Below are 26,772 nucleotides of genomic sequence, written 5' to 3'. Positions count from 1 at the left end.
TGTTACAGTGCAAAATGGTAAAGAACGATTCCTGTCGCTACCGCTACATTTAATGATTCTGCAGCGCCTTTAATTGGAATAATGACGTTCGCATCCGTTTGTGCAAGTAGTGATGCATCAATACCGCTACCTTCATTACCCATAATTAAAGCAAAATCATGCTCTTTTTCTACTTCATTGTAAACAACTGAATTTTCAAGCGCTGTACCGTATACAGGCACATTACGCTCTTTTAAATCTGCTACCCAATCATGTAAATCACCACGTACAACAGGAATATGGAAAATAGAGCCTTGTGTTGAACGTACTGTTTTTGGATTGTATGGATCGGCTGAGCCTTTGCCTAAAATAACGGCATCAATCCCTGCTGCATCGGCTGTACGAATCATCGTACCAATATTTCCTGGGTCTTGTACAGCATCGATTAATAATAGACGTGTCCAGCCTGCTTGTGCCGCTTCGTCCACTTCTTTTTGTTTACATTGTGCAAAAATACCTTGTGAGTGCTCTGTTTCCGATAATTCTTTTGCAATCGCCTCAGATACTTCGATTAAGAAAACATCATCTAAATTCCATGATACGGGAATCGCTACACCTTCACGAATGATTAAATGTAATACTTCTGTATGTTTTAGCGCTTCTTCAACTAAGTGGAAACCTTCAACAAGGAATTCTCCTGATTTATCGCGTTCTTTACGAGTTGTCGCAAGTTTTTTCCAATATTTCACGAGCGAGTTTTGGTTTGATTCAATATATTTCATGTTTTTACCGCCTTTAGTTTGTAGTCCTCCAAATAGTATACACGAAAAAAGAAGATGTCCCCATTATTTCGAGAACATCTTCTGATGGATTTTACGCAATCGGCTCCTGCACAGCAAAAACATATTGTTCAATTGCCTGTGCGACACCGTCTTCATCATTTGTGGCCGTAATATAGGTTGCCATCGCTTTTAATTCATCATTGGCATTTCCCATTGCGACTGCCGTACCACATTCTTCAAACATTTCCATATCATTATAGCTATCACCAAAGCACATCACGTCATCAAGCGAAATCGAAAATTCAGTCGCTAGCTCTGCTAAGCCATGCGCCTTCGATGTACCATATTTCATTACCTCAAGATTCAATTCATCCGAACTTGTAATTTCTATATCTGGTAGAGCATTAATTTCTGCGCGAACAGCAGCTAGCTGGTGCTCATCTTCAAAGAAAGCACCGAGCTTCATTGGCGGGTTTTGTAATACCTGCTGAAACATTTCAGGTGAAAAATCGCCCTGTTCATCATTGCCCCACATATGCTCCACACCGTAACGTTTAAAAATATGGATAATCTCTTGCCCCGTTTCAACCGGCATAAAACGACGTGCTAATAATTCAGCAGCATTTTTCCAAATTTCGGCGCCATTATTACAAATGAGTGGCTGCTCAAGCGCTACTTGGTCCGACACACATTGTAAAAAGCTTCGACTGCGTCCTGTTGAAATCACGACGTAAAGACCGCGTGCTACCGCCTCATGTAGTACTTGTCGTGTACGTTCTGTCACGATACCCTTTGAATTGGCCAGCGTCCCATCCACATCAATTGCTAGTAATCGAACTGTCACTCCATTTGCCTCCTAGTTGTTCACTTCAAATACTAGTTTACCAAATTGTTCGTTGATTTCTAAATATTTAAGCGCGGCCGCCGCTTCATCTAGTGAATACGTGCGGTCAATTACCGGGTGCATATTTTGTGCTTCAATCCACTGTAGCATCGCACGGAACTCATCGCGACTCCCAAGTGTACTGCCTTTTAACGTTTGTTGCGCATAGAAAAATGTACGCAAATCAAAGTCCACCATATCTTCTGTTGTAGCACCGAAAACAACTAGCGTACCACCACGTTTTAGCACCGCTAATGAACGATTAAACGTCGCACGACCAACACTTTCAATGACGACATCAACTGTTTCATCGGCGAGCTCCTGTAGCCAGTCTGCATCATTAGCTAACGCCATATCTGCGCCTAATTCCAGTGCGGCCTGGCGTTTTTCTGCGGAACGAGAAGATACGATAACACGTGCACCAAGGCTTTTCGCTAAAGGAATCATAAAGGTCGCAACACCGCTACCTGCTCCTGGAATAAACACCGTATCACCAGCCTTTACTTGCCCCTTTGTCACAACAGCTCGGTAGCCCGTCAGTGGTGCAATGCCGATTGTTGCCGCTTCAACAAATGATAACTGCGCAGGCTTTGCCTCTACCTGCTCCTCTGAAATCGCTAAAAACTCTGCAAAGGTACCATGATCCGGCAAGCTTAAAATTTCAAAGTCATCTGGTGGTACCGCACTTTCGTCGTACCAACGAAGCGATGGATTAACGATGACCGCATCTCCGACTTGTACGCGCGTAACTTCATCTCCTACCGCTTCAATGATGCCCGCTGCATCACTTCCTAAAATAAGCGGCGTAGCATCTTTTGCAAGACGCTTTGGTGTATATAAATCACGACGATTAAGCCCCGCCGCCTTAATTCGTACTAATACATCTTTTGCACCAATTTTTGGCACCTCAAGCTCCCCTACACATACTTGTTGCTGCTCCACATACACTGCTTTCATATCCAAAACCCCTTTTTTCTAAATAATCAATCTATTTGTAAGTGTAGCAAAAAAAGAGCAGTCCCTAAAGCGTTTCGGACTGCTCTTGTGATTATTTTTCAGCTTGATAGCTTTTCTTGATTTTCGCACTCGTATTTTTCCCTGCTTCTGTGCGGGTAATCACGAGCTTCCCACCTTTTGCCTTTAGCGACTTTGGCTTAAAGGTAGCCGTAGATGAAGTAGCCGTTACACGCCCGAGTCCATTCCCAAGCGTATCGTAAAATTTCACGACATCGCCCTTCTTAAGACCCTTCACGACAACTTTGTCATTGGCTTTGCCTTTTTTATTCGTAATTGTGACATTTTTTGCAGATACCGCTTTACTAACATGCTCTGCTTTAAATGCAGTACGTGTTTTCGCTGATTCTTGCTCACCAGCTGCTTGTGCTGTAATGGCGATTTTTCCTGCTTTTTTGCCTAATTGTTTCACTGATAATTTCACTGTGGATGACGTTGCTGTCGTTGTTGCCAGCACCGCGCTACCACGAGAAACACGCACTATATCGCCTTTTTTCACACCTTTTACCGTTACGGTATCACTTTTCGCTACACGGTTTGTAGCCGTAGCACTTAATGTACGCTTCGTTTTTGGTGCCGCAGTTGAAATCAATGTCGACGCATCAAATTTCAAATTCATATCATAGTAGTGATCGTAATTGATTTCTGCAACGACAATATGGAACTTCGCTTGAATGCCATTTGCAATTACATCTTTGCCGCTAACCGTTAATGTTGCGGTACCATCTGCATGACGTTCAAGTGGGATTTCATTTCCATTTTCATCGATAATGTCTTGATAGCTCGAGCCATTTAGCAATGAAATTTTCACCGTTTCAATACCATCTTGTACCGTCAATTGTGCTGTTGAATTCATATTCGCTTGCGTATTTTTTGATAACTCACCTTTATAATACGGTGCTACCTGTACCGTATATGCACCATTATCAATGGTTGCTGCCTGTGCGGTTTCTGGTGATAGTGCGAATGTTGCCGGTGCAATCGTCGCGACGCTAAGTGCTGCCGTCAAACAAAATGTAGACCATTTCTTCATGTCGTTCGCTCCCTTTAAAAAGCGGCCATCGCCACATTATATTATTTTTCTTTTGAGAATTTCACAGTTGTTTTTGCACTAATATGCTTGCCATCTTGAATACGCGCCACTGAAATTTTACCGGTTGCTTTACCTAATTGCTTAATGCTGATTTTTGTTGTTTTCCCTGTTGCCGTTACAGTTTTCAATGATTTACCCGCTGCATTGTAAACACGAATTTTTTGACCTTTTGCTGTTCCTTTTACAGTCACAACATCCGCCTTGCCTTTATTGTTTTGTACGCTAATTTGCGTTTTCGCAACTGCTTTAGCTACAGGCTCAGCCTTGAATGCTACGGCTTTTTTCGCTGATTCTTTTTCATCTTTCGCTTGTGCTGTCACATACACTTTACCAGCAGCTTTACCTAAGCTTACATCTGCAACACGTAAGTATGCACCAGTCGCTGTTGCTGTTTTAAGCACTTTCCCTTTAGCGTTATAAAGACGGACTGTATCCCCTTTTTGCAGACCATATACTTTTACGATATCTGCCGCACCTTTTACATTGCTCACTTTACCTGTTAATGTACGGACTGTTTTAGCCTTTTCTACTGGTGTCACTTCTACTGGAGCCTTCACGCCAGCTTCCACTACTGCCTTTTGCGCTGCTACATTTGCATAACCAGCTACCCCTGCTAAATCTGTACGCTCAGTTAAACCTGCAGCTACCGCATTTGTAATGGCTGCTTGCGCTGCTTGTAATTGTGCTGTTGCTTTTGTTAGCTGCGCTTTTGTTGTAATTGATTCTGCCGCTGTAAATGTTAATTTACTAAATGCATCCGCTGCTTTTGTTGTGAACGGTGCTTTGTATGCTGCAATCGCCTCTTGTTGTGCTGCATAGACTGCTGGTTTTACGAATGTTGATTCGTCTAAATTCGAAGCTTTTGCAGATGCTACAATATTATCGACTGCTGAAATTTGTGCTGTTGCTGCTTTTAACTCTTCTGCTGTTGTAATTGGTGCTAATTTAATAGTCGCAATCGCTTTATCGAATGCTGCTTGCACTTCTGCAACTGTTGGTGTGAAATCAAATGTGAATTCATGCGACATCACGCCCATTGGACCTGCTGTGTATGCAATTTTAATCGTTGGATCTTCTTCTAATGACGCAATTGTAAACGTCACTTTTTGTAGGTCTTTATCTGTTGCCCCTTTTTCTAGCACAACATCTTTACCGTTTACTTGGAATAATGTGAATAGACTGCTAACATCCATTGTTACTTTATATACATCGCCATCTTTGACAACCTCTGTGTTCGCAAACATTGCGTTATAGTTTGCTGTTGGAACACCTTTGTATAAAATCGTTGGTGTTACCGCTGTTGCCTGCGTTGCTTCGGTAGTCGTTACGCTTTCTTCTGCGTGTGCCATTGTTGGTGCAATTGCTGATAATGCGATTGTTAGTGCAATTGGTGCTGTGAATAATTTTTTATACATGTCAATAAAACCCCTTTTATTATGTAAGTTACTAACAGTTTAACAAGGGTATTTTCGAAAAGTAAACATCTAATTGAAAATAATTATCATTTTCAAATAGATAATCGAATTTCGTTGTTTTTTACCATTTTTTAGGAGTAAAATTAGCTATTCACACTATTTATTCAGTATGCACCGAACTTTTTTTCTGTCAATTAAAATTTCAATAAAAAAAGACATGAAATTCATGTCTTAAAACGTTTTCCAAAATAATACAAAGAACACCATTGTAATAATCGCAAATACTGCAATCATGACCTTTTTACGAATATCTAATGGCATAAAACGTAATGTTACCATTAACACCGCAACGAATGACGATTGCCCACGATGAATCGCGTTCTTCTCGTCTCCTTCATCTTGCGCTGTCCATTTTGTTGTATCATACGTCAATTTTAAAAACGTCAATGCAACAAGTAAATAGATAAAGCCTACCACATTATTTCCTCCGTTCTACCTTCACTTATTGTAGAGAAAAATAGGTATATTTTCAATGATTAGCAATGACGATAGATGGCTATTTGTTTAGGTGACTAAATTATAAGAACGTTTTTCACTTCATCTATCAAGTAGTTAGTTTCGTATTTATTGCATGAAAAGAAGTATGCAGTTGAAATTATCTGGATTCAAACACCAGTGCTTCGAGTCGTTTTGTTCATTCCGACTCGACGAAGAACACCGCTTATTTTCTCAAGGAAGATAAGCATCCAGCGAACTTATCCGGATTCATCGACTAGATTCGATTCATCACTTAGATTTATCCGAATGCAAGCGCTAACTCTTTGGGCTGTTTCGCACTCTTTTACGTGACATAGATCGTCACTTGCTTTATTTTCTCAAGGAAGATAAGCGTCCAGCGAACTTATCCGGATTCATCGACTAGATTCTTGGGTCAAATCACTTCTTCCTACGCGGCTAGACACCGCTTGTCAGAAGCTTTATTTGCCCTTCGAATCTGAACGAGTCGATTCATCACTTAAATAAAAAAAAGACCAACTTGTCCTCTGCCAAGTTGGTCCGGGTATAATAGCGGCTGAGTGTTCATCCCCCTCTGTGGATTACGACTCAGTGAACTCCCTATTAGCTATCATTGACGTTCTCTGACGCCTTTTAATGATTGTTCGTATTTATTAGTCTGCTAAAAGTGACACAAGTACAGCTTTTTGAGCGTGCATGCGGTTTTCAGCTTGATGGAAAATGTATGAATGCTCTGGGTTATCAATAACTGCAGCTGTTACTTCTTCCTCGCGATGTGCTGGTAAGCAGTGTAGGAACATATAACCTGGTTTTGCATGTGCTACTAATTCCTCGTTAATTTGATAGCCTTCGAAGTCTTTTAAACGTTTCGCTGCTTCTTCTTCTTGACCCATTGATGTCCACACATCTGAGTAAATAACATCTGCATCTTTTACGGCTTCAACAGGATCTGTTGTCACCGTTACGGTACAGCCATTGCTTGCGGCAATTTGTTGTACTTTAGCGATTACTGCTGGATCTGGTTCATAGCCAACTGGTGCAGCAATAACTGAATCCATACCAACATGTGCACAAGCAGCTACTAATGAATGCGCTACGTTGTTACCGTCACCGATATACGCAACTTTTAAGCCTTCAAATGAGCCTTTTACTTCAGCAATTGTTTCAAGGTCAGCTAATGCTTGGCATGGATGTGACACATCTGTTAAGCCATTGATTACTGGTACTTTTGAATACTGTGCTAATTCTTGTACCATTGTATGTTCGTTTGCGCGAATCATGATGCCATCTACATAGCCTGATAGTACAAGCGCTGTATCGTGAACTGTTTCGCCACGGCCGATTTGTAAGTCGCGGGCATTCATGTACATGCCTTTACCACCTAGTTGGTGCATACCGACTTCAAAAGAAACACGTGTACGAGTTGAGTTCTTTTCAAAGATCATCGCTAATGTTTTACCTTCTAATAATTTAGGTGAACCTGATTCTTTTGTGACAATTTTCATTTTGATAGCTAATTCGACAAGCTGTTTGATTTCATCGCTTGTGTAATCAACTAATGACAATAAGTGTTTGCCCTTTAATGTATGAACGGGTTGTAATTCAATTTCTTCTAGTAATTTCATTTGTCATCGCTCCTAAACGTTTAACTTTATGTACCTATCATACAACTGTATATTTATGAAGTCAACTGCATTTTTATGTTTTTTCTAAAAAATTTTAATTTTTGCATTTTAAAAACGCTATAAACATTGATTTAACAATATTTACAGCGCTTATTATTTTTCTTTTTTATTTTCAAATTTCAAATTTCATTATGCAAAATATACTGTTTATACACTTTATTTTGTATATTATTCATCTTTCAGGCGTTTCACATACAATAGATACGCGGCGATACAGGCAATAATCGTCCAAATCGAAATGTTCATAATAACAGCTGGCGCACCTTTTTCACCTAAATCAAGTAGTAGTAGCTGTGCACTCGGTAAATAATCCGCTACTTTTAAAAATGGAAAACGGTCAGCAAAGCTGCTTAGCATACTACCTAATGAGAAAATAAATAGTACAGGTAATACTGTCAATGTTGCTTCCATTACTGATTTCGCATACAGACCACAAATTGTACCAAGCGCAATAAATAAAATCGTCATCAAAATAAGGGCTATTGTCATCGGTGCATCCGGTACAAAATCCATCACAAAGGCAACTACTGCAATAATAAATGCCGTCATCACAAATACTAAACTGCTTTTACCAATTAAAATATCTAGTGGCGATGCCGGAGTTAAGGTCAGTGAACGCAAGGTATTGCGCTCTTTTTCCTCCGCAATTAACGTTGCCTGAACAAACGCTGTCAACATACCAAATGTTAAGTTTAATACGACAATAATCAATTCTTTTTCAAACATGGCGGCAAAAATAATCGGTGCCAATAACATAATCGAAATCGCATAATTACGTGTAAACTCTTTATAATCCTTCATAAAAATAGCCTGTATTCGTCTTATCGATAGATTCATATTAAATCACTCCCCGTTACTTTCATAAAAATATCACCTAGCGTCGGTTCCTTCGTTAAAATACGCTGAATCATTCCCTGACGCATCCACTCACTTACCTTTGTAGCTGTTTCTTCACCATTTAAAGCTAACTCATGTGAAGCGCCACCTTCTAACTCAACAATCATCAATTCCTCGCGGTACTGTGCCTTTAGTTCCTCTACGGTACCAATCGCTTGAATCATACCATCATGTAAAAAGGCTACACGGTCACATAAATTTTCGGCTTCAGCCATATCATGTGTCGTTAAGAAAATGGTCGTGCCCTGCTCATTTAACGCACGTAATCCACGATAAATATGTGCCGTATTCGCTGGATCTAATGCTGAAGTCGGCTCATCTAAAAAAAGAATTTTTGGCTTATGCATAATGGTGCGGGCCAATGTTACACGCTGACGCATCCCTTTTGATAAGTGCGTGACACGTTTTTTTCGATGCTCTGATAAATTAACAAAAGCAAGTGCCTCGTCCACCGCTTCCTTCGGCAAATTATATAAATCCCGGTATAACACTAAATTTTCTTGAATCGTCAACCGTTCATATAGACCACTATTATCTGATAGCACACCGATTTCTTGACGCATCGCAGGCTTCGTCATATCTTTTAACGAATGTCCTAGTAACGCCCCAGTCCCTGCATCTGGACTAAGTTGTCCCGTTAATAATTTAATTAACGTCGTTTTTCCTGCGCCACTTGGACCAAGAAAACCAAAAATTTCACGTTCTTTAATCGAGAAGGTTACATCATTTAATGCGGTTTGCTGCTTAAAATGCTTTTGAATATGCTGTACATCGACTGCTAGCATGTCGCTCACTCCTTGTATCGTTTGTACCTCAACAATACGCAACAAAAGCCCATCTGACTGCTGTTTTTTGCTTAACAGTAGCAAATACCGGCTGAATGGTACTTATTTTTCCGTAAAAAAGTTTCCCGGGAAATTAAATATGTAGCAATTCTTTTAACTCTTGCAGCTTTGCTCTTGATAATGGCACAACAGCTTCTTTCCCTGTTGATAAGCGTAAGCTATAGCTATTTTTTGTCCACGTAATAATCTCACGTATTTTCTGCAAGTTGACAATATACGAGCGATGACAACGATAAAAGCCATAGGTCTGCAATTTTGCTTCCATTTCTGTCAGCGTCATTTGGCATATGTAGCTCTCACCCGCCACATGGACATGTACAACACCTTCAATACTCTCAATAAAATCAATTTCAGGTGGATTAAATAAAATAACTTTATCATTTTTCTTCGTCTTAATTTTCTCGACAACAAGTGGCTTTGAATTTTCTTCAACTACCTCATCCGCGTCATCCGAAATATCCATACTATGTAATCCTGTCTCATCTAAACGATAAATTTCGTCACAAGACAATAAATCCTCTAAATTAGCCGATAAAATCACTATGTTTTTATGTTGTAAATCCTCAAACAATTGAAGTCCTTTTTGTCGTTCTGCATCCATTAATTCTAAAAAAGGTTCTTCTACAACAATTAATTGCTGTTCGGCAAAGCCTATGCGTAGCAACTTTAAAAAGGCTCGTTCACTTTCTGATAGTGAGCCTACCTTCATGCGTTTTATTTCTTCTAGTTGATAACGCTTTAGCCATTCTTTGTCCTGTTGCTTCGTCGTGCTCAATTGGCATAAAAACCGTACTGTCTCACGAACCGTTAGGCGCTCATAGTCTCCCTGATTCGCTGTGAAAATATAGCCTTCTCTATTGGCTAATTGCTGCAACAAGCTTTTTTTGCAGGCAACATTCGCATGAATGCCGATAAGTCCCCGTTTTAGTGGTAAATGAAATGCTGGATAAATGATTTTTTGATGTTGAATCACTGCTGGAATATTCATTGATGGCTCCTTTCTTTTTCAATATTTTACCACAAAAAAAGAACTAGCTTGAAGCTAGCTCTTGTTCTAATTAATCAAATGTAATGTGTTTTACTGTGTCTGCATCTAATTTTTTAATAACGGCTACAACTAAATCCACCGTATTATCGAAGTCATCACGATGTAAAATACCTGCATGTGAGTGAATATAGCGTGTTGCGATGCCGATTGATAATGCGGGTACACCATTCATCGTTAAATGAATTGATCCTGCATCCGTACCACCGCCAGGAATGGCCTCGTATTGGTATGGAATATCATTTTCTTCCGCTGTCTCTACAACTAATTCACGTAGACCGCGGTGTGACACCATTGAGCCGTCATAAACGATAATTTGTGGTCCTTTACCAATTTCACTTGCTGCTTCTGATTTCGAAATTCCCGGTGTATCGCCTGCAATACCAACATCAACCGCAAAACCGATATCTGGATTAATTTTATGTGTCGCTGTTTTTGAGCCACGTAAACCAACTTCTTCTTGTACAACACCACAGCCATACACTACATTTGGATGCTGTTCATCTTTTAAGCGTTTTAATACTTCAATTGCAATCGCACAACCAATACGGTTATCCCATGCTTTTGCTAATAAATGTTTATCATTTTTCATGACAGTAAATTCGAAGTATGGTGCAATCATATCCCCTGGACGAATACCCCATTCTTTTACTTCTTCATCTGATGTGGCACCTACATCAATAAACATGTCTTTAATTTCATATGTTTTTGAGCGCTGTGCTGCCGGTAAAATATGTGGTGGTTTTGAACCGATAACACCGACAATTGTTTCCCCTTTTGATGTCACAATTTGAACACGTTGTGCAAGCATGACTTGACCCCACCAGCCGCCTACCGTTTGAAATTTAATAAAGCCTTTTTCTGTAATTTGCGTTACCATAAAGCCGACTTCATCTAAATGTCCAGCCACCATAATTTTCGGACCATTGGCATCGCCGACCTTCTTCGCGATAACTGAGCCTAAATTATCATGATCGATTTCATCCGCATAAGGTGTAATGTATTTTTCCATAACCTCACGTGATTCTTTTTCATTTCCCGCAATGGCGCGTGCATCTGTTAACTCTTTTAGCATGTGCAATGTTTCATCTACTTGTTGTGTCATCTTCGCATCCCCTTTATTTTTACTCATTCTTACTAATTATACTACGAAGTCCGAACTATCACATTAAAAAAACGACTCAGTATTACTAACCGAGTCGCATTCGATTAAAATTTGCCGCTTGAACCAAAGCCTGCTTCCTTACGATCTGACTCTAAATTTACAGGGCCTTCTTCCATCGTAATATTCATGACAGGTGCAATGACCATTTGAGCCATTTTCATGCCTTTTTCGACGATAAATTGTTCTTTCCCGTGGTTGATTAAAATAATCTTCACTTCGCCGCGGTACCCTGCATCAATTGTACCTGGTGCATTTAATACTGTCACAGCATGCTTCAGTGCTAAACCGCTACGTGGACGTACTTGCGCCTCTGTCCATTCAGGCAATTCCATACGAATTCCTGTAGCGATGCCACGTGATTCACCTGCTGGAATTACTACTTCTTCATTTGCAAATACGTCAAAACCCGCATCACTTGCATGTGCCTTATACGGAAGAATGGCATCTTCCGTTAATTTTTCTACTTTAAACGTTGTCACTGTCTTCACTCCTATCCCCTTTATCGTAACGAAATTCGATGAAAAGAAAAAGACTTGAATAAAAAAAGACTGCACCTTTTTAAGTACAGTCCTTCGTTTTAATAATAAAGTGCTTTTTCTGCCCCAACAATTGAATGATCCGCTAACACAAATTTCGGATAGCCATTTGATGTGTACACAATCCTTTTCACAGCAAGTGATGTGTTTGCTGCAATTGTATTTGTGATTGATGCCTTACCAAAGTATAAACCATCATAGGCATATGTTGGTGACTTCGTTACAACTTGCTCTGGAATCTCTGTATAGAACTCATTAATATTCGATGCCACTTTTTGCATAATTGTTTTTTTCGCTGTCATATACTGCCCACTCGTTAATTTCAAACGTGGTACCCCACCACTTGAATAAGTCACAGCAGCTACTTTAATAATTTTATTTTTTGGAACGGCTTCACCACGTGTAGATGTACTAAATGCCATTGTTTTGTATTTATACTCATCTTGCTTCACTAATACTGCATTGACATGATCTACAGATGTATAATAGTTTACTGGTGTCGCAGAATCTTTTACTTTTTGAACAACTGTTTTCTTTGCCGTCACATAACGACCATTTGAAAGTTTTAAACGTGGTGTACCACCAGCTGTATAGGAAATATCATTTACTTTAACAGCTTTGCCTTTTTCAATCGAATCTGCTTTTTTTGAATCTGTGAATTCAACACTTGTAAATGTCGCATTCGATTTTTTTAATAATGCATAGTTCACCTTATCTTTTGCTGTGTAATAATCATCCACATCAATCGCTGGATTTACTTTTAAAACATATTTCTTGTTTGCTGTAATATAGCGTCCATTTGAGAGTTGTAAACGTGGTGTCCCATTAGCTGTCTTCACTACACGTTTTACTTTCACAATGTCACCTTTTTTAAGTGTACCTTTTTTCGTTTTTAATGCCGTTGTTGTAAACTGTGGAATGGACTGCTTTGTCACAATTTTACCTGGGTTCGTGTTGTAATAAGTCGTTGTTGTCGGCTTGCTTACTTGTGTCACCGATTCGCCTGTAAAGAAGCTTAGTGACACGCCTGATGCAAGACGATTTAAATCAACGCCACCTGAAATCCCCGGCACACGACCACTATCTGTATACTGCCATAAATGATGCGCATGACTAGGTTTCTGTGAACTATAACGCGGGATCCAAACAAAATCGAAATCTGACGTCTTTAAATTTAATTTACTATATAAGTGATTGGCTACATATAAGCCAACTTTTTTATTTGATAAGCTTCGTAATTCATCTACATAAGCCTCAACAATTGCACGCATTGTGTATGGTGTGCGCTCATTTGTAAATTCCTCTACATCTAACACATAAAATTTTGTGTTTTTTGAAGCACGATTATAAAAATTACGCGCCTCTGCACGTGCACTTGCGGGTGTACTAGCTAATACATATGAGTAAACACCAAATGGCACATCATACTTTATTGCACTCTTTTCATACGAATCATGCATATAATCTTCCATGCCTGAACCATACTGTGTACGAATAATAACTAAGTCTAAAGATTTAGATGCTTTTGACCAATCAATATTTCCTTGCCACTTTGAAATATCTGCAATGACAGGACTTGTTGATAATGGCTGAATAGCAGATTTCGGTGTCTCCGGACCATACTCCCAAGGCACTGTACTTTCTGGTTTTGCTGTGTTTACATGCCCATCATTTTCTGCTGTTAATGTTTTTGCAGCAGCTTGCTCATATCCAATAAAAGAAATTGCAGCAATAATTAAGCACACAACAAAATACTTCACTTTTCCCATATTACACTTTCCTTCCTCGAAACAATTTAGTATAAATGACTTAAAACTATTAATAATATAGTACCATTTATACTCTTTTTTTACTTTAACAAAATGGTTACAAATTTATTACAATAGCTAACAACTAATTCCACATTATAACATAGTTAGTAGAAACATTGGAGAATGCACAGGATTTTTGCCACGCAAAGAGGCTTTGATATACGTATAAAAACAACCGTTCATATGAGCATAAAAAAACCGGAATCGCGCTGTAGCGCGGTTCCGGTTTTTCGTTGCGAACGCTAAAAAAGGAAAATGACGTGTTTTGTCCCAGCCTCTTCTTTTGTTTTTATAGCGCCGTTGCTGGACCAAAAAATTCAAAATGAATATTTTCTTTTGACATACCTAATGCTGTTAAGTGTTGAATCATCGCTTCCATGAAGCCAACCGGACCACATAAGTATACTTCGCCAGTTAAATCAACTTGTGCAGCTAAGAAGTCTTGGTCGATATGGCCTGATGCTGCTGTTGTTACAGGAACGTATGTCGCATTTTTACTTGGGAATGCAATGCCTAATAATTCGCGTTCGAATGGGTGTAATGGAATATGAGATGCACTATGAATGAATTTCACTTTTGCATCATTTTCTTTTACTGCAGCTTGATACATTGCTACAAGTGGTGTAGCACCAACACCTGCTGCTAAAAATGTTACAGGTGTTCCTTTTGCTGTATTGTAAACGAAATCACCTGCTGGTACAGATACCATTAATTCATCACCCACATTTAAATTTGCGTGTAAGTAATTTGAGACGACGCCAGCTGGTGTCGCTTGTTTTTCAGCTTTTACAGAAATACGGTATTCTTGACCGTTATACGCTTGTGATAATGAATATTGGCGGTTGTGTGTATATGGATGCCCCGGAATATTTACTTGTACAGAGATGTATTGACCTGGCAAATATTCTGGTAATGCCGCACCATCTGCTGGTACTAAGTAAAATGATGTAATTAATTCATTTTCCACCACTTTTTTCGTTACTTTAAATGGTTTGAAGCCGCGATAGCCACCATCTTTTTGCTCTGCCTCTTGATATAAGACCTCTTCTGTTTGAATGAATGCATCTGCGATTACCCCATATGCTTCGCCCCATGCGCCTAAGATTTCATCCGTTGCGGCATCACCTAAAACTTCTTTAATTGCTGCAAGTAAAAATTGTCCAACGATTGGATAATGTTCCGGTAAAATTCCTAATGAGCGGTGTTTTTGGCCGATTTGATGAACAACTGGTAGGATAGCTTCTAAGTTTTCAATATTGACTGCTGCAGCATAAACTGTATTTGCTAAAGCTGTTTGTTGACGCCCTTTTGATTGATTTGTATGGTTGAAAATATTTAATAGTTCAGGATGTGCTTCAAATAAATTTTTATAAAATGTTTTTGTAATAGTAACACCATGTACTTCTAATACTGGAGCAGTTGATTTAATAACGTTCATTGTTTGTTGTGATAACATGTTCGACACGTCCTCTCTTCTTTTAACACCTTTAATATACTCCGCTAAAATTTTAAAAGCAATATATAAAATACATCTTTAACAGAAAAGACATATTTTAAATACATCTTTAAATACAAGACTCTTTTTCATTGCTCTGTTATACTATCTATGAATAGGTGGTGAATCAAGTGCGATTAACATTGTACACAGACTATTCATTGCGAGTTCTTTTATTTCTTGGTGCTAAAGAGCCTGACGCTTTATCAACAATTAAAGAAATTTCAGATGCGTATGGTATTTCAAAAAACCATTTAATGAAAGTATCGCATGAGCTTGGTAAGATGGGCTATGTCGAAACGATTCGAGGTCGTGGCGGTGGTATTCGTCTTGCAAAACGCCCAGAAGAAATTGGAATAGGCGAAGTCGTCCGTCAAACAGAGGAAGATTTCTATTTAGTCGATTGTTTTAATCCCGAATCAATCGGGTGCGTAATCTCTCCAGTCTGTAATTTAAAAGGTGCTTTAAATAAGGCACTTCACGCATATATAACGGTACTTGATGAATATAAGCTAAGTGATTTTCTTCATAATAAACAGGAAATTGCCGCATTATTATTCAATGAGTAAATGAAAGGACTTAAGCCATGTGCTTAAGTCTTTTTTTACGCAAAAAAAGACACAATCCTAAGATTGCGCCTTTTAAAGAAGCATCGGTGCTTCTAATTATTTAGCTAATTGAGCTTTTGCAGCTTCAGCTAATTGAGCGAATGCAGCAGCATCAGATACTGCTAATTCAGCTAACATTTTACGGTTAACGTCGATGTTAGCAAGTTTTAAACCGTGCATTAAACGGCTGTAAGATAAACCGTTGATGCGTGCAGCTGCGTTGATACGAGTGATCCATAATTTACGGAAATCACGTTTCTTTTGACGACGGTCACGGTATGCATATTGACCTGACTTCATTACTGCTTGGTTAGCTACTTTGTATAATGTGTGTTTAGAACCAAAGTAACCTTTAGCTAATTTTAAAACTTTTTTGCGACGTGCGCGTGTTACTGTACCGCCTTTTACGCGTGGCATACTAATTACCTCCTGCTATTCATCTCTATGTAAGATGAATATTCTATATTTTTTATGTTGTTTGAACGATCTAAATGATTATTTGTAAGCTAATAAAGATTTGATGCGTTTGTAGTCGCCTGCTGATACGATACCAGCTTTACGTAGGTGACGTTTTTGTTTTGTAGATTTGTTTGCGAATAAGTGGCTTCCGTAAGCACGGTCAAATTTTAATTTACCGCTACCAGTTTTTTTGAAACGTTTAGCAGCGCCACGGTGAGTTTTCATTTTTGGCATTTCGAATTCCTCCTAAGCTTGTTCAACTAAAAAGTTATTTTTTTTCGTTCTTAGGTTGTAATACTAAGAACATGCTGCGACCTTCCATTTTCGCACGTTGTTCAACGGTTGCTACTTCTTTACAGTCTTCAGCGAAACGGTCTAATACACGTTGACCGATTTCTTTGTGCGTAATTGCACGACCTTTAAAGCGAATAGACGCTTTAACTTTGTCTCCCTTTTCAAGGAATTTAATCCCGTTACGTAATTTTGTTTGATAATCGTGTTCATCGATAGTAGGACTTAAACGTACTTCTTTTAATACGATTACTTTTTGGTTTTTACGTACTTCGCGATCTTTCTTTTGTTGTTCGAATTTGAACTTACCATGGTCCATAATACGAGCAACCGGTGGCTTAGCTTGTGGAGCCACAAGGACTAAATCCAAGTTTGCACGTTCTGCAATTTTCAAAGCATCATTACGTGTTTTAACTCCTAGCTGTTCACCATTTTGGTCGATAACACGAAGTTCACGGGCACGGATACCGTCGTTTACATACATGTCTTTGCTAATGATAATCCACCTCCAAGTAGTGTCGCGAATACAGTGTTTGGGCTTGATTGCCCGAAAATCGGTCGGTATTTCGATGTCCACAAAAAAAGGCGGACATAGTCGAAATTCGAAATGTCCGCCCGCAATATATATGTTCATGCGAAATGCGCATGTGCGATTTGTTTTCATAACCCGCTCGTACTAATTAAAGACGAGAACTAGGTGAGAAGCGGGCAGCCTCTTCTTAACCTCAAACTATTGTATTCATTAACCTCACTTATATTATCACATAGAAAAAGGGGTGTCAAACTTATTTTCAATAAAAGTTTCACATCCCTTTTTTTCTACTATTTAATAACTAATCGTTTCCCCGCTACTAAATGATTGGTATTCGCTAAGCCGCTTCTAGCTGCAATGGTACGTTCTGGCACACCATATTTCACCGCAATACTCGATAATGTCTCACCAGCACGAACTGTATGTGTAATACGGCCTGATGTTGAAGTAGATTTCACCTTGTAGCTTACTTTCGTTGTTTTCGCTTGCTTTGTATCATAACGTGTTAAGCCATATTGTGCAATAATGGCATTTAATTTCGAGCTATAATAACGATCTGTTGCATAAACCCCTTGTAGTGCACGCGTTGCTTGGCGGTAGTTTGATGTATTTGATACCCAAGCGCCGCTTAAGTGGCTGCCTTGCATCACTTTCGTGTAATCAACCATTGATGCCCATTTAGATGGATATGAACGGAAATGATCTTTAATTGTTACGAGCTTCTTCCCTTTTTGCTCCTGTGTTTTAAGCACAATTGATTTACCGCCATAACTACCTTTGACACCAAATAAATTATTTGCTGATTGCGTTAGTCCACTCGTACCGTAATTACTTTCTAAAGCCATTTGCGCAATCATAACAGATGGATATAAATTCATTTGATTCGCAAGTGTTTGGGCACTGCCAGCATATGTATAAACAAAATCTGATTTATAATCTGCATGTGCGTCCATTACTCCCGCTGATAATATTCCTGTAAAAGCCACAGCGGTAGCGGCTCGTTTCCATATTTTTTTCATAAAATCCCTCTTTCAGTTAAATTCTGTACTTTATCTATATCCTTCTACATTCCTCTATTTTCACAAAAATATGCACAAACAAACAATAAATCATACATTTGTATTATTTTTTATGTAAATGTTACAAATGACATCAAAAAAAGCAGAAAAAATCGCATAAAAGAAAGAGGCTTTGACATATGTGTAAAAACAACCGCTTCTATGAGCATAAAAAAACCGGAATCGCGCTGGGGCGCGGTTCCGGTTTTTCGTTGCGAATGCTAAAAAGGAAAATGACGTGTTTTGTCACAGTCTCTTTTTATAAAATTTAGCGATTTGCTTCTGCCACTAATTTTTCTAAGAACTCAGCAAACGCTACTGTTTCAGAATCTTTAGAGCCATATTTACGTACGTTTACGCTGTCAGATTCTACTTCTTTATCCCCTAGTACTAACATGTACGGAATTTTTTTCATTTGTGCTTCACGGATTTTATAACCAAGTTTTTCTTCACGGTAATCCATTTCTACGCGAATACCAGCAGCTTGAAGTTGTTCTTCTACTTTTTTCGCGTAGTCGAAGTGAACGTCATTTGATACTGGGATTACTTGAACTTGTACAGGAGCTAACCAAGTTGGGAATGCACCTTTGTATTCTTCGATTAAGAAGGCTACGAAACGTTCCATTGTTGATACAACACCACGGTGAATAACAACTGGACGGTGTAATTCACCATCTGTACCTACATAGCCAAGGTCGAAGCGTTCTGGTAATAAAAAGTCAAGTTGTACTGTAGATAATGTTTCTTGTTTACCGATAGCAGTTTTTACTTGAACGTCTAATTTTGGACCATAGAACGCTGCTTCGCCTTCAGCCTCGTAGTAATCTAAGCCAAGGTCATCCATTGCTTCTTTTAACATGCTTTGTGCTTTTTCCCACATCGCATCGTCATCGAAGTATTTTTCAGTATCTTGAGGGTCACGGTAAGATAAACGGAATTCGTAGTCATTTAAATCGAAGTCTTTATACACAGCTAAGATTAATTCAACTACTTTTTTGAATTCTTCTTTAATTTGATCCGGACGTACGAAAAGGTGGGCATCGTTTAAAGTCATCCCACGTACACGTTGTAACCCTGATACAGCACCTGACATTTCATAACGGTGCATCATACCAAGCTCTGCGATACGAAGTGGTAAGTCACGGTATGAGCGCATTGCTGATTTGTATACCATCATATGGTGAGGGCAGTTCATTGGACGTAATACTAATGTTTCGTTATCCATTTCCATTGGTGGGAACATATCTTCTTGGTAGTGATCCCAGTGACCAGAAGTTACGTATAAATCTTTAGAGCCCATTACTGGAGTGTAAACATGTTTGTAGCCTAGTGAAACTTCTTTATCAACGATGTAGCGTTCAATTGTACGACGGATTGTTGCGCCGTTTGGTAACCATAATGGTAAACCTTGACCTACTAATTTATTTGTAGTGAATAATTCTAATTCTTTACCTAGTTTACGGTGGTCACGTTCTTTTGCTTCTTCAAGCATTTGAAGATGTGCTTTTAAATCTTTTTTATCGAAGAATGCAGTACCGTATACGCGTTGTAACATTTTGTTTTTAGAATCTCCGCGCCAGTACGCACCTGCTACTGACAATAATTTGAATTCTTTAATTTTACCTGTTGATGGTACGTGGATACCACGGCAAAGGTCGAAGAATTCGCCTTGTGAATAGATTGATACTTGTTCGTCTTCAGGAATTGCTTCAAGAAGTTCTAATTTATATTCATCATCAATTTCTTCAAATTTCGCTTGTGCGTCTGCACGAGATACGTCATGACGTACGATATCTAAGTTTTCTGCAACGATGCGTTTCATTTCTTTTTCAATTGCCGGGAAATCTTCAGCAGTAATTGGTGTTTCAGAATCAACATCATAGTAGAAACCATTTTCAATTGTTGGTCCGATACCTAATTTAATGCCAGGATATAGACGTTTTAATGCTTGCGCTAAAAGGTGCGCAGTTGAGTGACGCATAACATCAAGTGATTCGTCATCTTGCTGTGTTAAGATGGCGATTGTACCGTCTTTTTCAAGTGGTGTTTTTGTATCAACTAGTTCTCCGTTGAATTTACCAACAAGTGCTTTTTTGCGTAATCCTGGACTAATTGCCGCTGCTACTGCATCTGTAGTGATCCCTTTTTCAAACTCTTTTACAGAGCCATCAGGGAATGTTAAGTTAATCATGTCTGCCATTTTAAAATTCTCTCCTTTGGTATGTTTCGAGCGCTCTAGGCCACAAGCTGGAGATTTTTTGCATAAAAAAAATCCCGTCCGCAAAGGGACGAGATGTATACTCGTGGTTCCACCCTTCTTCCTTCCATGTACCCACTAGTGGCGTACAAAGACGAAGCTCTCGATCGGCTAACGGGCCGCTACCGTCGACAATTACTCATACTTCACTGCCGCTGCTCCAAGGTGGTAAATCATTTGCCGTACTAAGAAGCTCGCACCTAATACTTCTCTCTCTGAAAGTCGTACAAATCATTGTTGTCCTTTTCGTTGCATTTATTCATTTTATGAAACAAATTATATACGTTTTTTTATAAAACTTCAAGAGGTGATGATTAAAAGCTACGACGATTTTCACCTGTCATATCAACAGATTTTGTAATTGTGCGAATACGCTCCATAATTCGGCCTGCTTTGACAGGGTCAATATCCCCTTTTGTTCGTGCCAAATGCTGCTCAAGCTCTTCATAATTTAAATTCGATGAAATAAATGTAGGCAGGCTCTCCGCCATACGATAATGGAGAATCGTTCCCAAAATTTCATCACGCGTCCACGCTGTCAATGTTTCCGCACCTAAATCATCTAGCATTAAAACAGGTGCTTTTTTAACGAAATCAATCTTTTCTTCTAACGAATTTTCACCAATTGCACTTTTTAGCTCACGTAAAAATTCTGGCACATACACTAAAATCGTACGTACTTGCATCGATGCAAGCTCATTTGCAATCGCTGCTAGCACAAAGGATTTTCCGACACCAAAACTCCCGTGTAAATAAAGACCAATATGTGGCAAATGCTCCGGATCTTTTTTCGTTTGGCTAATAAAGGCCATTGCTTCTTTATACGCATTAAGACGCTGTTCACTATCGACTTTAATATCTTCAAGTGTCGCCTTCATTACTTCACGAGGCATGTGCATACTCGAAATCATTGAAGCCGTTTTACGGCGGTCATCCTCTATGCGTTTCGTCTCACATGGTACATACTCTAAATCGATATTGCCACGTTCTACAATTAGTTGCGGTACAAGGCCATTAATTGGATTTTTACACAGCGCCACCGACTCGCATTGACTACAGTCATGTTGTTGTGATGTGTATTCAAATAACTTATTCATACCACGTTCTATTGTTGTTTTTGATAACTGATGTTGCTGAATAAACGCCTGAATCGCTGGATGTGCCAGCACACCTTGTTGCATCTTCGCTAAACGTTCTTCAAATGCGCCATCCATTTTCTTTTGGATTTGATTTTTTATCGGTTCCACGGCGTTCACCTACCCTTCATCAAGGCCGAGTTCTTCTAATATTTTCCGACGTTCCGCCTCAAAATCTTTTTCGGTCGTCTGTTCAGATTGTTCTTCCACATGTTTTTTATGCTGACCATCTTTAAACCAGCCCGGTAGTTTTGTTTCATCTACTTGTGGTTGTTTCGTATAGGATGTTTTATAATATTTCGTTGATTTTGATTGCTGGTACGCCTTTGCATAATCAAGTGCTGCTTCAGCAGTCGCAATATTTTCCTTACGCCAGCTCCCTGCAATGGCCTCTAAGAAATTCAGATTAATTGAATTCGTGCTCACAAAATAAGCGTAATGAATCAATGCATTAAACACTTCTTGTGGCATATCAAATGATTCCAGCGCTTTTTGAATCACTTTTACATCATTAGAAAATGGTTCTTTACCGTCATTCAACATTTGAAGGAAGGTCATGGGCTCTGTTTGCTCAAAAAGCTCAATCGTTTTCGTTTTCAATTCCGTTTCTGAATACGCACCATCTTTTGCCACTTCGATTTGATAAAAAGCGCCCGCCGCTGCACGTAGCACTTTATATTGCTCATGCATCGCATCACTTGCTACTAATGTCTTCGGCTCTTCCTTCACTTGCTTTTTATGCTCAAAGTCACGTGCCATCTTCATCGCTTCTTCTGCTGTTTCAGCACCTGAGTAGCGCCAAGCACTCGCGATTGCATGCATATAATTTTTATTCAAGCGACCATTATTTCGTAAGCACGTATAATGAATCAATACATTCACGACAGGCATTGGCATATCATACGACATAACTAATTCTTCTACTAACTCAATATCTTTTGGAAAAGGTGGTCTATCTCCTGCAAGCGCACTTAGCGTTTCAATTGGTGACAATGCATTGAAGTTTTCAATCACGCCATCCTTTTTCGTCTTACTTTCTTTTTGTGGCTCTTCAGTTTGTATCTTTTCTTCCACCTTCACAAATTTTTTCATTGTCGGTGGCTCTGTAGAAATCGTCATCTTATAATAGCTGGATGCTGATTTTTTTAATTTTGCTTCATTAATGTGCATCGTTTCATCTAAAGCCATCATAATAATTTGCTGCATATCTTTCGGTGATAAATGATATAAAAAGGCCGTTTTTGCAATTAGCACTTTCATTTCCGGTGTCAAAACAGACTGCGGCACTAATTGCTCTGACAATCCTTGACGTAGTGCCTCAAAGTCAAAATCATGTGTATCAAATGGGATGTCTTTTGGCTTCTCTACACCTGTAGACATCTGCAAGTCATTTGGTGGCATATGTTGCTGCACCGGCTGATAGACATCCATAAATGAGCGCGACACATCACTATAACCTGCCGTTGTCGACCCTTTCACAATAAAGCGCTGTCTTAATAAACGATACGCATGCTCCCCAATCTTGCTATATAAAAACATCGATAAAATAGGGTCATCAAAAAATAATTTCGCATCAAGCGGTGGCATGACATCATAAATAAAGGATCGCATCGTATCTTCCTCACGACGCCAGCTACGTAATAATCCTATCGCTTCTAATGCAATACGTGATTCAAACACTTGTGCAATCGGCATATCAAGCGCATTCATTAAATGATAATGCGACAGATTTGTTTCGATCATATCCTCACCCTCAGCCCATAGCATAAAATATAAGCTAACAGCATCGGGACCGATTAATGGTTGATAAAGTAATGTAATTAATTTTCGTTCATAGCTTGATAATGGGAAAGGAATACGAATCGACAGTCGGTCTACTGGCTGTAATTCTCGATATAAATTTACCACTGTAATGCGCCTCCTTATTGCCCTTGTTTCCTATTCATCATTCGATTGCTCTTTTTCCTTCGTTTGCTTTTCCAGCAAATCACGCATTTCCTCCAAGAACACCGAAATATCTTTAAATTGACGATAAACAGATGCAAAACGCACATAAGATACCTCATCAATTTTTGCAAGGCGCTCCATAACCATTTCCCCAACATCTTCTGATTTTACTTCTGCATTACCTTGTCGTCGTAATTCTTTTTCAATATTAAAAACAATTTCTTCGAGTACAGACAATGCAACCGGGCGCTTCTCACACGCACGAATTAACCCTCGCAGCACTTTTTCATGGCTAAATTCTTCACGAGAACCATCTTTTTTCACAACGATCAATGGCATTTCTTCTACTTTTTCAAATGTTGTAAAACGGAAGCCACATGATTCGCATTCACGACGGCGGCGAATTGCCTTATTGTCATCTACAGGGCGACTATCAATTACTTTTGTTCCGTTATATTGACACGTTGGACATCTCATAGTTTTCTACTCTCCTGATATATATCTTATAGTTTACTTATTATATCAAAAAACCACATTAAAAATCGAATAGATGTCGTTATTTCTAAAGAAAAGTCTGACTTTCTTCCGTTTTAAAACGCAAAAAGACCGAGTGGCATTCTCGGTCTTTTTCAATACATATGAATTAGGATTTTTTTAGGGTTTAAATTAAGCGTTAACTGCTGTTGCTAAACCAGCGATTACTTTTTTCGTTAAATCAACAACACGTGAAGAATAACCCCACTCATTATCATACCATGCAAGTACTTTTACCTTTTTATCGCCCATAACCATGGTTGTTAGGCCATCAATTGTTGCTGATGCAGGATTTGTGTTGAAGTCGCTTGATACAAGTGGCTCTTCTGTGTAATCTAAGATACCTTTTAATGCGCCTTGAGAAGCTTTCTTGAATGCATTATTTACTTGTTCAACCGTTACTGTTTCATTTAAATCAACAACTAAATCTACTAATGACACATTCGGTGTTGGAACGCGTAAAGCCATACCATGTAATTTACCTTGTAATTCCGGTAATACAAGTGTTAATGCTTTTGCAGCACCTGTAGAAGTTGGAATGATTGATTCTGCGCAAGAACGTGCACGACGTAAATCTTTATGTGGGTTATCGATATTTTTTTGATCATTTGTGTATGAGTGCACAGTTGTCATTAAACCGTTGTCGATACCAAATGTGTCATTTAAGACTTTTGCTACTGGCGCTAAGCAGTTTGTTGTGCATGATGCATTTGAAATGACATCATGTTTTGATAAATCTAATTTATCATCATTTACACCCATCACAATTGTTACGTCTTCATTTTTACCAGGTGCTGTTAAGATTACTTTTTTGGCACCGGCTTCTAAATGCTGTGCAGCTTTTGAACGTTCATTGAATTTACCAGTTGCTTCGATCACGATATCTACGTTCATTTCTTTCCAAGGTAATAAAAGTGGGTTACGCTCAGCTACTAATTGTATGCGCTTACCATTTACAACTAAGAAATCTTCACCGGCTTCAACAGAACCATCGAAACGACCATGTGTCGTGTCATATTTAATTAAGTGAGCTAAAGTTTCTGAAGGATAGCTAGCATTGATTGCTACAATATTTAAATCCTCTGCCATAGCCTTTCTAAATACCATACGACCGATGCGGCCAAATCCGTTAATCGCAATTGAAACTGTCATTATATAAATCCTCCTATGTGGTTGTGTTTGAATTGAACATCTTATTTGCAATTAGTATAGCACATTAAACGAAAAGGAAAACCTTTTTTCACTTAAATTTTAAAGATTTTATTTTCTGACAATTTAATAAACAAAAAAACAAGAGCTTTTTACAGCTCTTGTAGAACACCCCATTTTTTTAAAATATAATGTAATTGTTCTTTTGTTGATGCAACCGAATCATTGTTATAAATAACCGCATCTGCTCCTTTTTCTTTTACTGAAATCGGCAGTTGTGAGCTAATGCGTGCGCGTGCCTCTTGCTCGGTTAAATCATTTCGAGCCATCAAGCGTTTTAATTGATTTTCCTCTGAAACAGAAACGACAAGAATATTCTCGACATAACTTTGAAGACCACTTTCAAACAATAACGGAATATCCATAACAACGTGTGGATGCCCGTCAGACAAGTGTTTGTCGCGTTGTCGAAGCATTTCTTTTCGAATCGCCGGATGAATAATCTCATTCAATTGTTTTCGCTTTGTTGGGTCATGAAAAATCAAATCTCCTACTTTTTTACGATTCATATGGCCATCTTCTAAAATGACATCGTCGCCAAACTGAGCCGCAATTTGCTGTAATGTTTCACGACCTGGTTCGACTACAACACGTGCTACTTTATCCGCATCAACGATTGGAATCTTTAAATCCTCAAACATTTTTGCGACCGTACTTTTTCCACTTGCAATACTTCCTGTTAAACCGATAATCATTTTTCTTCCCCCTAGCGTTGACAGTTTGGACAATAAAAGGAGTTTCGTCCAGCGATAATTTGTTGCTCTGTATTAGTATGACACATTGGGCATTTTTTCATCCCATACATTTGCAAATGGTGTTGCATGCCTCCTGCTTCACCGTTAATATTTCGATAATCTGAGATAGAAGAGCCACCAAATGCGATGCTTTCTGTCAAAACTGCAACAATTTCTTGAAATAACTGTCGTAATTGGGCTTTATCTATTTGGGACACTTTTCGTCCCGGATGTATTTTTGTTCTAAATAGTGCTTCGGTTGCGTAGATATTCCCACAGCCGCTTACGACTTGTCCGTCCATAATAACAGCTTTGATGGCTTTATTATTGTACTTTCTCTGCGTACATTTTTCTAGAAAATAATCCATTGCAACGTCGTCAAACGGTTCAGGTGCCATTGCAAGTAGCGGCGGATAATCCGCAACTTCTCGCAATAAGCGTAATTCGCCAAAGCGACGAATATCCGCATAAATTAACCATTCTTCCGCTGCTAACTGCCACATCACATGCATATGCTTGTGAAATTTCCCTTCTGTCACATCATCCGGATGTGCAACATGAAACCATGCTCCTGACATCCCTAAATGATTGACGATTAATTGTTGCCCGCCGTTTTTCGACATCGTAAAGAAAATATATTTTGCATGTCGTTCAATATGTTCAATCGTCATTCCTTCTACTGCTGCAATAAATGCTTCTGGTGTTTGGCCTTTAATAATTGCTTCTTTTCCAGCCGCTTTTGATGCGTAAATAACCGGAGACACGATGACACGTTGAATTGTTTTATGTTCAACAGCTGGTTTCAGCATACGAACAACACCTTCTACTTCTGGTAATTCAGGCAAA

The 26,772-nt window shown here is 38.9% G+C and carries 26 protein-coding genes and 1 other annotated feature; of the genes, 1 reads left to right on the top strand and 25 read right to left on the bottom strand.

The window, feature by feature from the left end; all coding sequences use genetic code 11:
* Nucleotides 1-2: 2 nt before the first annotated feature.
* The 14 genes from QI30_RS01860 to hmpA form a co-directional block, all read right to left on the bottom strand.
* Nucleotides 3-761, bottom strand: coding sequence for a TrmH family RNA methyltransferase (locus tag QI30_RS01860; RefSeq protein ID WP_126989251.1), 759 nt, complete (start codon nucleotides 759-761; stop codon nucleotides 3-5).
* Nucleotides 762-852: 91 nt separating this feature from the next.
* Entirely contained in the window at nucleotides 853-1,605 is a 753-nt protein-coding gene (locus tag QI30_RS01855) for a Cof-type HAD-IIB family hydrolase (RefSeq protein WP_126989250.1), read from the bottom strand.
* Between the two features lie 12 nt (nucleotides 1,606-1,617).
* Nucleotides 1,618-2,601 (bottom strand): zinc-binding dehydrogenase, encoded by a 984-nt coding sequence (locus tag QI30_RS01850; RefSeq protein WP_126989249.1) that lies wholly within the window; start codon nucleotides 2,599-2,601, stop codon nucleotides 1,618-1,620.
* Between the two features lie 91 nt (nucleotides 2,602-2,692).
* Complete coding sequence (locus tag QI30_RS01845; RefSeq protein ID WP_126989248.1) at nucleotides 2,693-3,691, bottom strand: NEAT domain-containing protein; 999 nt, start codon at nucleotides 3,689-3,691, stop codon at nucleotides 2,693-2,695.
* Nucleotides 3,692-3,732: 41 nt separating this feature from the next.
* On the bottom strand, nucleotides 3,733-5,166 hold the full coding sequence (locus tag QI30_RS01840; protein WP_126989247.1) for a hypothetical protein: 1,434 nt from the start codon (nucleotides 5,164-5,166) through the stop codon (nucleotides 3,733-3,735).
* Between the two features lie 231 nt (nucleotides 5,167-5,397).
* Nucleotides 5,398-5,643 carry a hypothetical protein gene (locus QI30_RS01835; RefSeq protein ID WP_126989246.1) on the bottom strand — a complete coding sequence of 82 codons (246 nt, stop codon included), beginning with the start codon at nucleotides 5,641-5,643 and terminating at the stop codon, nucleotides 5,398-5,400.
* Between the two features lie 692 nt (nucleotides 5,644-6,335).
* The gene (gene argF, locus QI30_RS01830) at nucleotides 6,336-7,307 is read right to left on the bottom strand and encodes an ornithine carbamoyltransferase (RefSeq protein WP_126989245.1); all 972 of its coding nucleotides are present in this window, start codon (nucleotides 7,305-7,307) and stop codon (nucleotides 6,336-6,338) included.
* Between the two features lie 228 nt (nucleotides 7,308-7,535).
* Complete coding sequence (locus tag QI30_RS01825; RefSeq protein WP_126989244.1) at nucleotides 7,536-8,204, bottom strand: ABC transporter permease; 669 nt, start codon at nucleotides 8,202-8,204, stop codon at nucleotides 7,536-7,538.
* Complete coding sequence (locus tag QI30_RS01820) at nucleotides 8,201-9,049, bottom strand: ABC transporter ATP-binding protein (protein ID WP_126989243.1); 849 nt, start codon at nucleotides 9,047-9,049, stop codon at nucleotides 8,201-8,203. The genes QI30_RS01825 and QI30_RS01820 overlap by 4 nt, the downstream gene beginning before the upstream one ends.
* 133 nt (nucleotides 9,050-9,182) lie before the next feature.
* The gene (locus QI30_RS01815) at nucleotides 9,183-10,097 is read right to left on the bottom strand and encodes a LytTR family transcriptional regulator DNA-binding domain-containing protein (protein WP_126989242.1); all 915 of its coding nucleotides are present in this window, start codon (nucleotides 10,095-10,097) and stop codon (nucleotides 9,183-9,185) included.
* A 70-nt stretch (nucleotides 10,098-10,167) separates the two neighbouring features.
* The gene (locus QI30_RS01810; protein WP_126989241.1) at nucleotides 10,168-11,259 is read right to left on the bottom strand and encodes a M42 family metallopeptidase; all 1,092 of its coding nucleotides are present in this window, start codon (nucleotides 11,257-11,259) and stop codon (nucleotides 10,168-10,170) included.
* A gap of 104 nt (nucleotides 11,260-11,363) precedes the next feature.
* Nucleotides 11,364-11,798, bottom strand: coding sequence for a dUTP diphosphatase (gene dut / locus QI30_RS01805; protein ID WP_126989240.1), 435 nt, complete (start codon nucleotides 11,796-11,798; stop codon nucleotides 11,364-11,366).
* A gap of 98 nt (nucleotides 11,799-11,896) precedes the next feature.
* A complete protein-coding gene (locus QI30_RS01800) occupies nucleotides 11,897-13,624 on the bottom strand; it encodes a DUF5776 domain-containing protein (protein WP_126989239.1) in 1,728 nt (575 codons plus the stop codon).
* Between the two features lie 331 nt (nucleotides 13,625-13,955).
* On the bottom strand, nucleotides 13,956-15,122 hold the full coding sequence (gene hmpA, locus QI30_RS01795; protein WP_126989238.1) for an NO-inducible flavohemoprotein: 1,167 nt from the start codon (nucleotides 15,120-15,122) through the stop codon (nucleotides 13,956-13,958).
* 170 nt (nucleotides 15,123-15,292) lie between these two features.
* On the opposite strand from hmpA, the gene QI30_RS01790 reads away from it, so the two are divergent.
* Entirely contained in the window at nucleotides 15,293-15,730 is a 438-nt protein-coding gene (locus QI30_RS01790; protein WP_126989237.1) for an Rrf2 family transcriptional regulator, read from the top strand.
* A 96-nt stretch (nucleotides 15,731-15,826) separates the two neighbouring features.
* Here QI30_RS01790 and rplT read toward each other — a convergent pair whose 3' ends face one another.
* The 11 genes from rplT to mutM form a co-directional block, all read right to left on the bottom strand.
* Nucleotides 15,827-16,186, bottom strand: a complete 360-nt coding sequence (gene rplT, locus QI30_RS01785; protein WP_126989236.1) for a 50S ribosomal protein L20 — start codon at nucleotides 16,184-16,186, stop codon at nucleotides 15,827-15,829.
* A gap of 78 nt (nucleotides 16,187-16,264) precedes the next feature.
* Complete coding sequence (rpmI, locus tag QI30_RS01780; protein ID WP_010288254.1) at nucleotides 16,265-16,462, bottom strand: 50S ribosomal protein L35; 198 nt, start codon at nucleotides 16,460-16,462, stop codon at nucleotides 16,265-16,267.
* Between the two features lie 34 nt (nucleotides 16,463-16,496).
* Nucleotides 16,497-17,003, bottom strand: a complete 507-nt coding sequence (infC, locus tag QI30_RS01775) for a translation initiation factor IF-3 (RefSeq protein ID WP_126989235.1) — start codon at nucleotides 17,001-17,003, stop codon at nucleotides 16,497-16,499.
* Nucleotides 17,004-17,341: 338 nt separating this feature from the next.
* Nucleotides 17,342-18,070: a glucosaminidase domain-containing protein gene (locus QI30_RS01770; protein WP_126989234.1), complete on the bottom strand. Its 729-nt coding sequence runs from the start codon at nucleotides 18,068-18,070 to the stop codon at nucleotides 17,342-17,344.
* A 307-nt stretch (nucleotides 18,071-18,377) separates the two neighbouring features.
* Nucleotides 18,378-20,309, bottom strand: coding sequence for a threonine--tRNA ligase (thrS, locus tag QI30_RS01765; RefSeq protein ID WP_126989233.1), 1,932 nt, complete (start codon nucleotides 20,307-20,309; stop codon nucleotides 18,378-18,380).
* A gap of 81 nt (nucleotides 20,310-20,390) precedes the next feature.
* Nucleotides 20,391-20,625 (bottom strand) — a binding site (T-box leader).
* Nucleotides 20,626-20,680: 55 nt separating this feature from the next.
* Nucleotides 20,681-21,613, bottom strand: a complete 933-nt coding sequence (dnaI, locus tag QI30_RS01760) for a primosomal protein DnaI (RefSeq protein WP_126989232.1) — start codon at nucleotides 21,611-21,613, stop codon at nucleotides 20,681-20,683.
* Between the two features lie 9 nt (nucleotides 21,614-21,622).
* The gene (locus tag QI30_RS01755) at nucleotides 21,623-23,410 is read right to left on the bottom strand and encodes a DnaD domain protein (RefSeq protein ID WP_126989231.1); all 1,788 of its coding nucleotides are present in this window, start codon (nucleotides 23,408-23,410) and stop codon (nucleotides 21,623-21,625) included.
* Nucleotides 23,411-23,440: 30 nt separating this feature from the next.
* Entirely contained in the window at nucleotides 23,441-23,926 is a 486-nt protein-coding gene (gene nrdR / locus QI30_RS01750) for a transcriptional regulator NrdR (protein WP_126989230.1), read from the bottom strand.
* A 189-nt stretch (nucleotides 23,927-24,115) separates the two neighbouring features.
* On the bottom strand, nucleotides 24,116-25,135 hold the full coding sequence (locus QI30_RS01745; protein WP_126989229.1) for a glyceraldehyde-3-phosphate dehydrogenase: 1,020 nt from the start codon (nucleotides 25,133-25,135) through the stop codon (nucleotides 24,116-24,118).
* Nucleotides 25,136-25,284: 149 nt separating this feature from the next.
* Nucleotides 25,285-25,887, bottom strand: a complete 603-nt coding sequence (gene coaE, locus QI30_RS01740) for a dephospho-CoA kinase (protein ID WP_126989228.1) — start codon at nucleotides 25,885-25,887, stop codon at nucleotides 25,285-25,287.
* Between the two features lie 11 nt (nucleotides 25,888-25,898).
* Nucleotides 25,899-26,771 carry a bifunctional DNA-formamidopyrimidine glycosylase/DNA-(apurinic or apyrimidinic site) lyase gene (gene mutM, locus QI30_RS01735; protein ID WP_126989227.1) on the bottom strand — a complete coding sequence of 291 codons (873 nt, stop codon included), beginning with the start codon at nucleotides 26,769-26,771 and terminating at the stop codon, nucleotides 25,899-25,901.
* Nucleotide 26,772: the final 1 nt, after the last annotated feature.

Origin of the sequence: Candidatus Kurthia intestinigallinarum, from assembly GCF_003991225.1 — a bacterium.
In the GTDB taxonomy this organism is placed as follows: domain Bacteria; phylum Bacillota; class Bacilli; order Bacillales_A; family Planococcaceae; genus Kurthia; species Kurthia populi.
This window is presented reverse-complemented; position numbering and strand designations above follow the sequence as displayed.

Coding starts and splice junctions, on each gene's coding strand:
- QI30_RS01860 (WP_126989251.1), bottom strand. CDS start 761: ATGAAATATATTGAATCAAACCAAAACTCGCTCGTGAAATATTGGAAA.
- QI30_RS01815 (WP_126989242.1), bottom strand. CDS start 10,097: ATGAATATTCCAGCAGTGATTCAACATCAAAAAATCATTTATCCAGCA.
- QI30_RS01850 (WP_126989249.1), bottom strand. CDS start 2,601: ATGAAAGCAGTGTATGTGGAGCAGCAACAAGTATGTGTAGGGGAGCTT.
- coaE (WP_126989228.1), bottom strand. CDS start 25,887: ATGATTATCGGTTTAACAGGAAGTATTGCAAGTGGAAAAAGTACGGTC.
- thrS (WP_126989233.1), bottom strand. CDS start 20,309: ATGGCAGACATGATTAACTTAACATTCCCTGATGGCTCTGTAAAAGAG.
- infC (WP_126989235.1), bottom strand. CDS start 17,003: ATGTATGTAAACGACGGTATCCGTGCCCGTGAACTTCGTGTTATCGAC.
- rpmI (WP_010288254.1), bottom strand. CDS start 16,462: ATGCCAAAAATGAAAACTCACCGTGGCGCTGCTAAACGTTTCAAAAAA.
- argF (WP_126989245.1), bottom strand. CDS start 7,307: ATGAAATTACTAGAAGAAATTGAATTACAACCCGTTCATACATTAAAG.
- hmpA (WP_126989238.1), bottom strand. CDS start 15,122: ATGTTATCACAACAAACAATGAACGTTATTAAATCAACTGCTCCAGTA.
- nrdR (WP_126989230.1), bottom strand. CDS start 23,926: ATGAGATGTCCAACGTGTCAATATAACGGAACAAAAGTAATTGATAGT.
- QI30_RS01820 (WP_126989243.1), bottom strand. CDS start 9,049: ATGCTAGCAGTCGATGTACAGCATATTCAAAAGCATTTTAAGCAGCAA.
- rplT (WP_126989236.1), bottom strand. CDS start 16,186: ATGCCACGCGTAAAAGGCGGTACAGTAACACGCGCACGTCGCAAAAAA.
- QI30_RS01845 (WP_126989248.1), bottom strand. CDS start 3,691: ATGAAGAAATGGTCTACATTTTGTTTGACGGCAGCACTTAGCGTCGCG.
- QI30_RS01810 (WP_126989241.1), bottom strand. CDS start 11,259: ATGACACAACAAGTAGATGAAACATTGCACATGCTAAAAGAGTTAACA.
- QI30_RS01825 (WP_126989244.1), bottom strand. CDS start 8,204: ATGAATCTATCGATAAGACGAATACAGGCTATTTTTATGAAGGATTAT.
- QI30_RS01745 (WP_126989229.1), bottom strand. CDS start 25,135: ATGACAGTTTCAATTGCGATTAACGGATTTGGCCGCATCGGTCGTATG.
- QI30_RS01800 (WP_126989239.1), bottom strand. CDS start 13,624: ATGGGAAAAGTGAAGTATTTTGTTGTGTGCTTAATTATTGCTGCAATT.
- QI30_RS01840 (WP_126989247.1), bottom strand. CDS start 5,166: ATGTATAAAAAATTATTCACAGCACCAATTGCACTAACAATCGCATTA.
- QI30_RS01770 (WP_126989234.1), bottom strand. CDS start 18,070: ATGAAAAAAATATGGAAACGAGCCGCTACCGCTGTGGCTTTTACAGGA.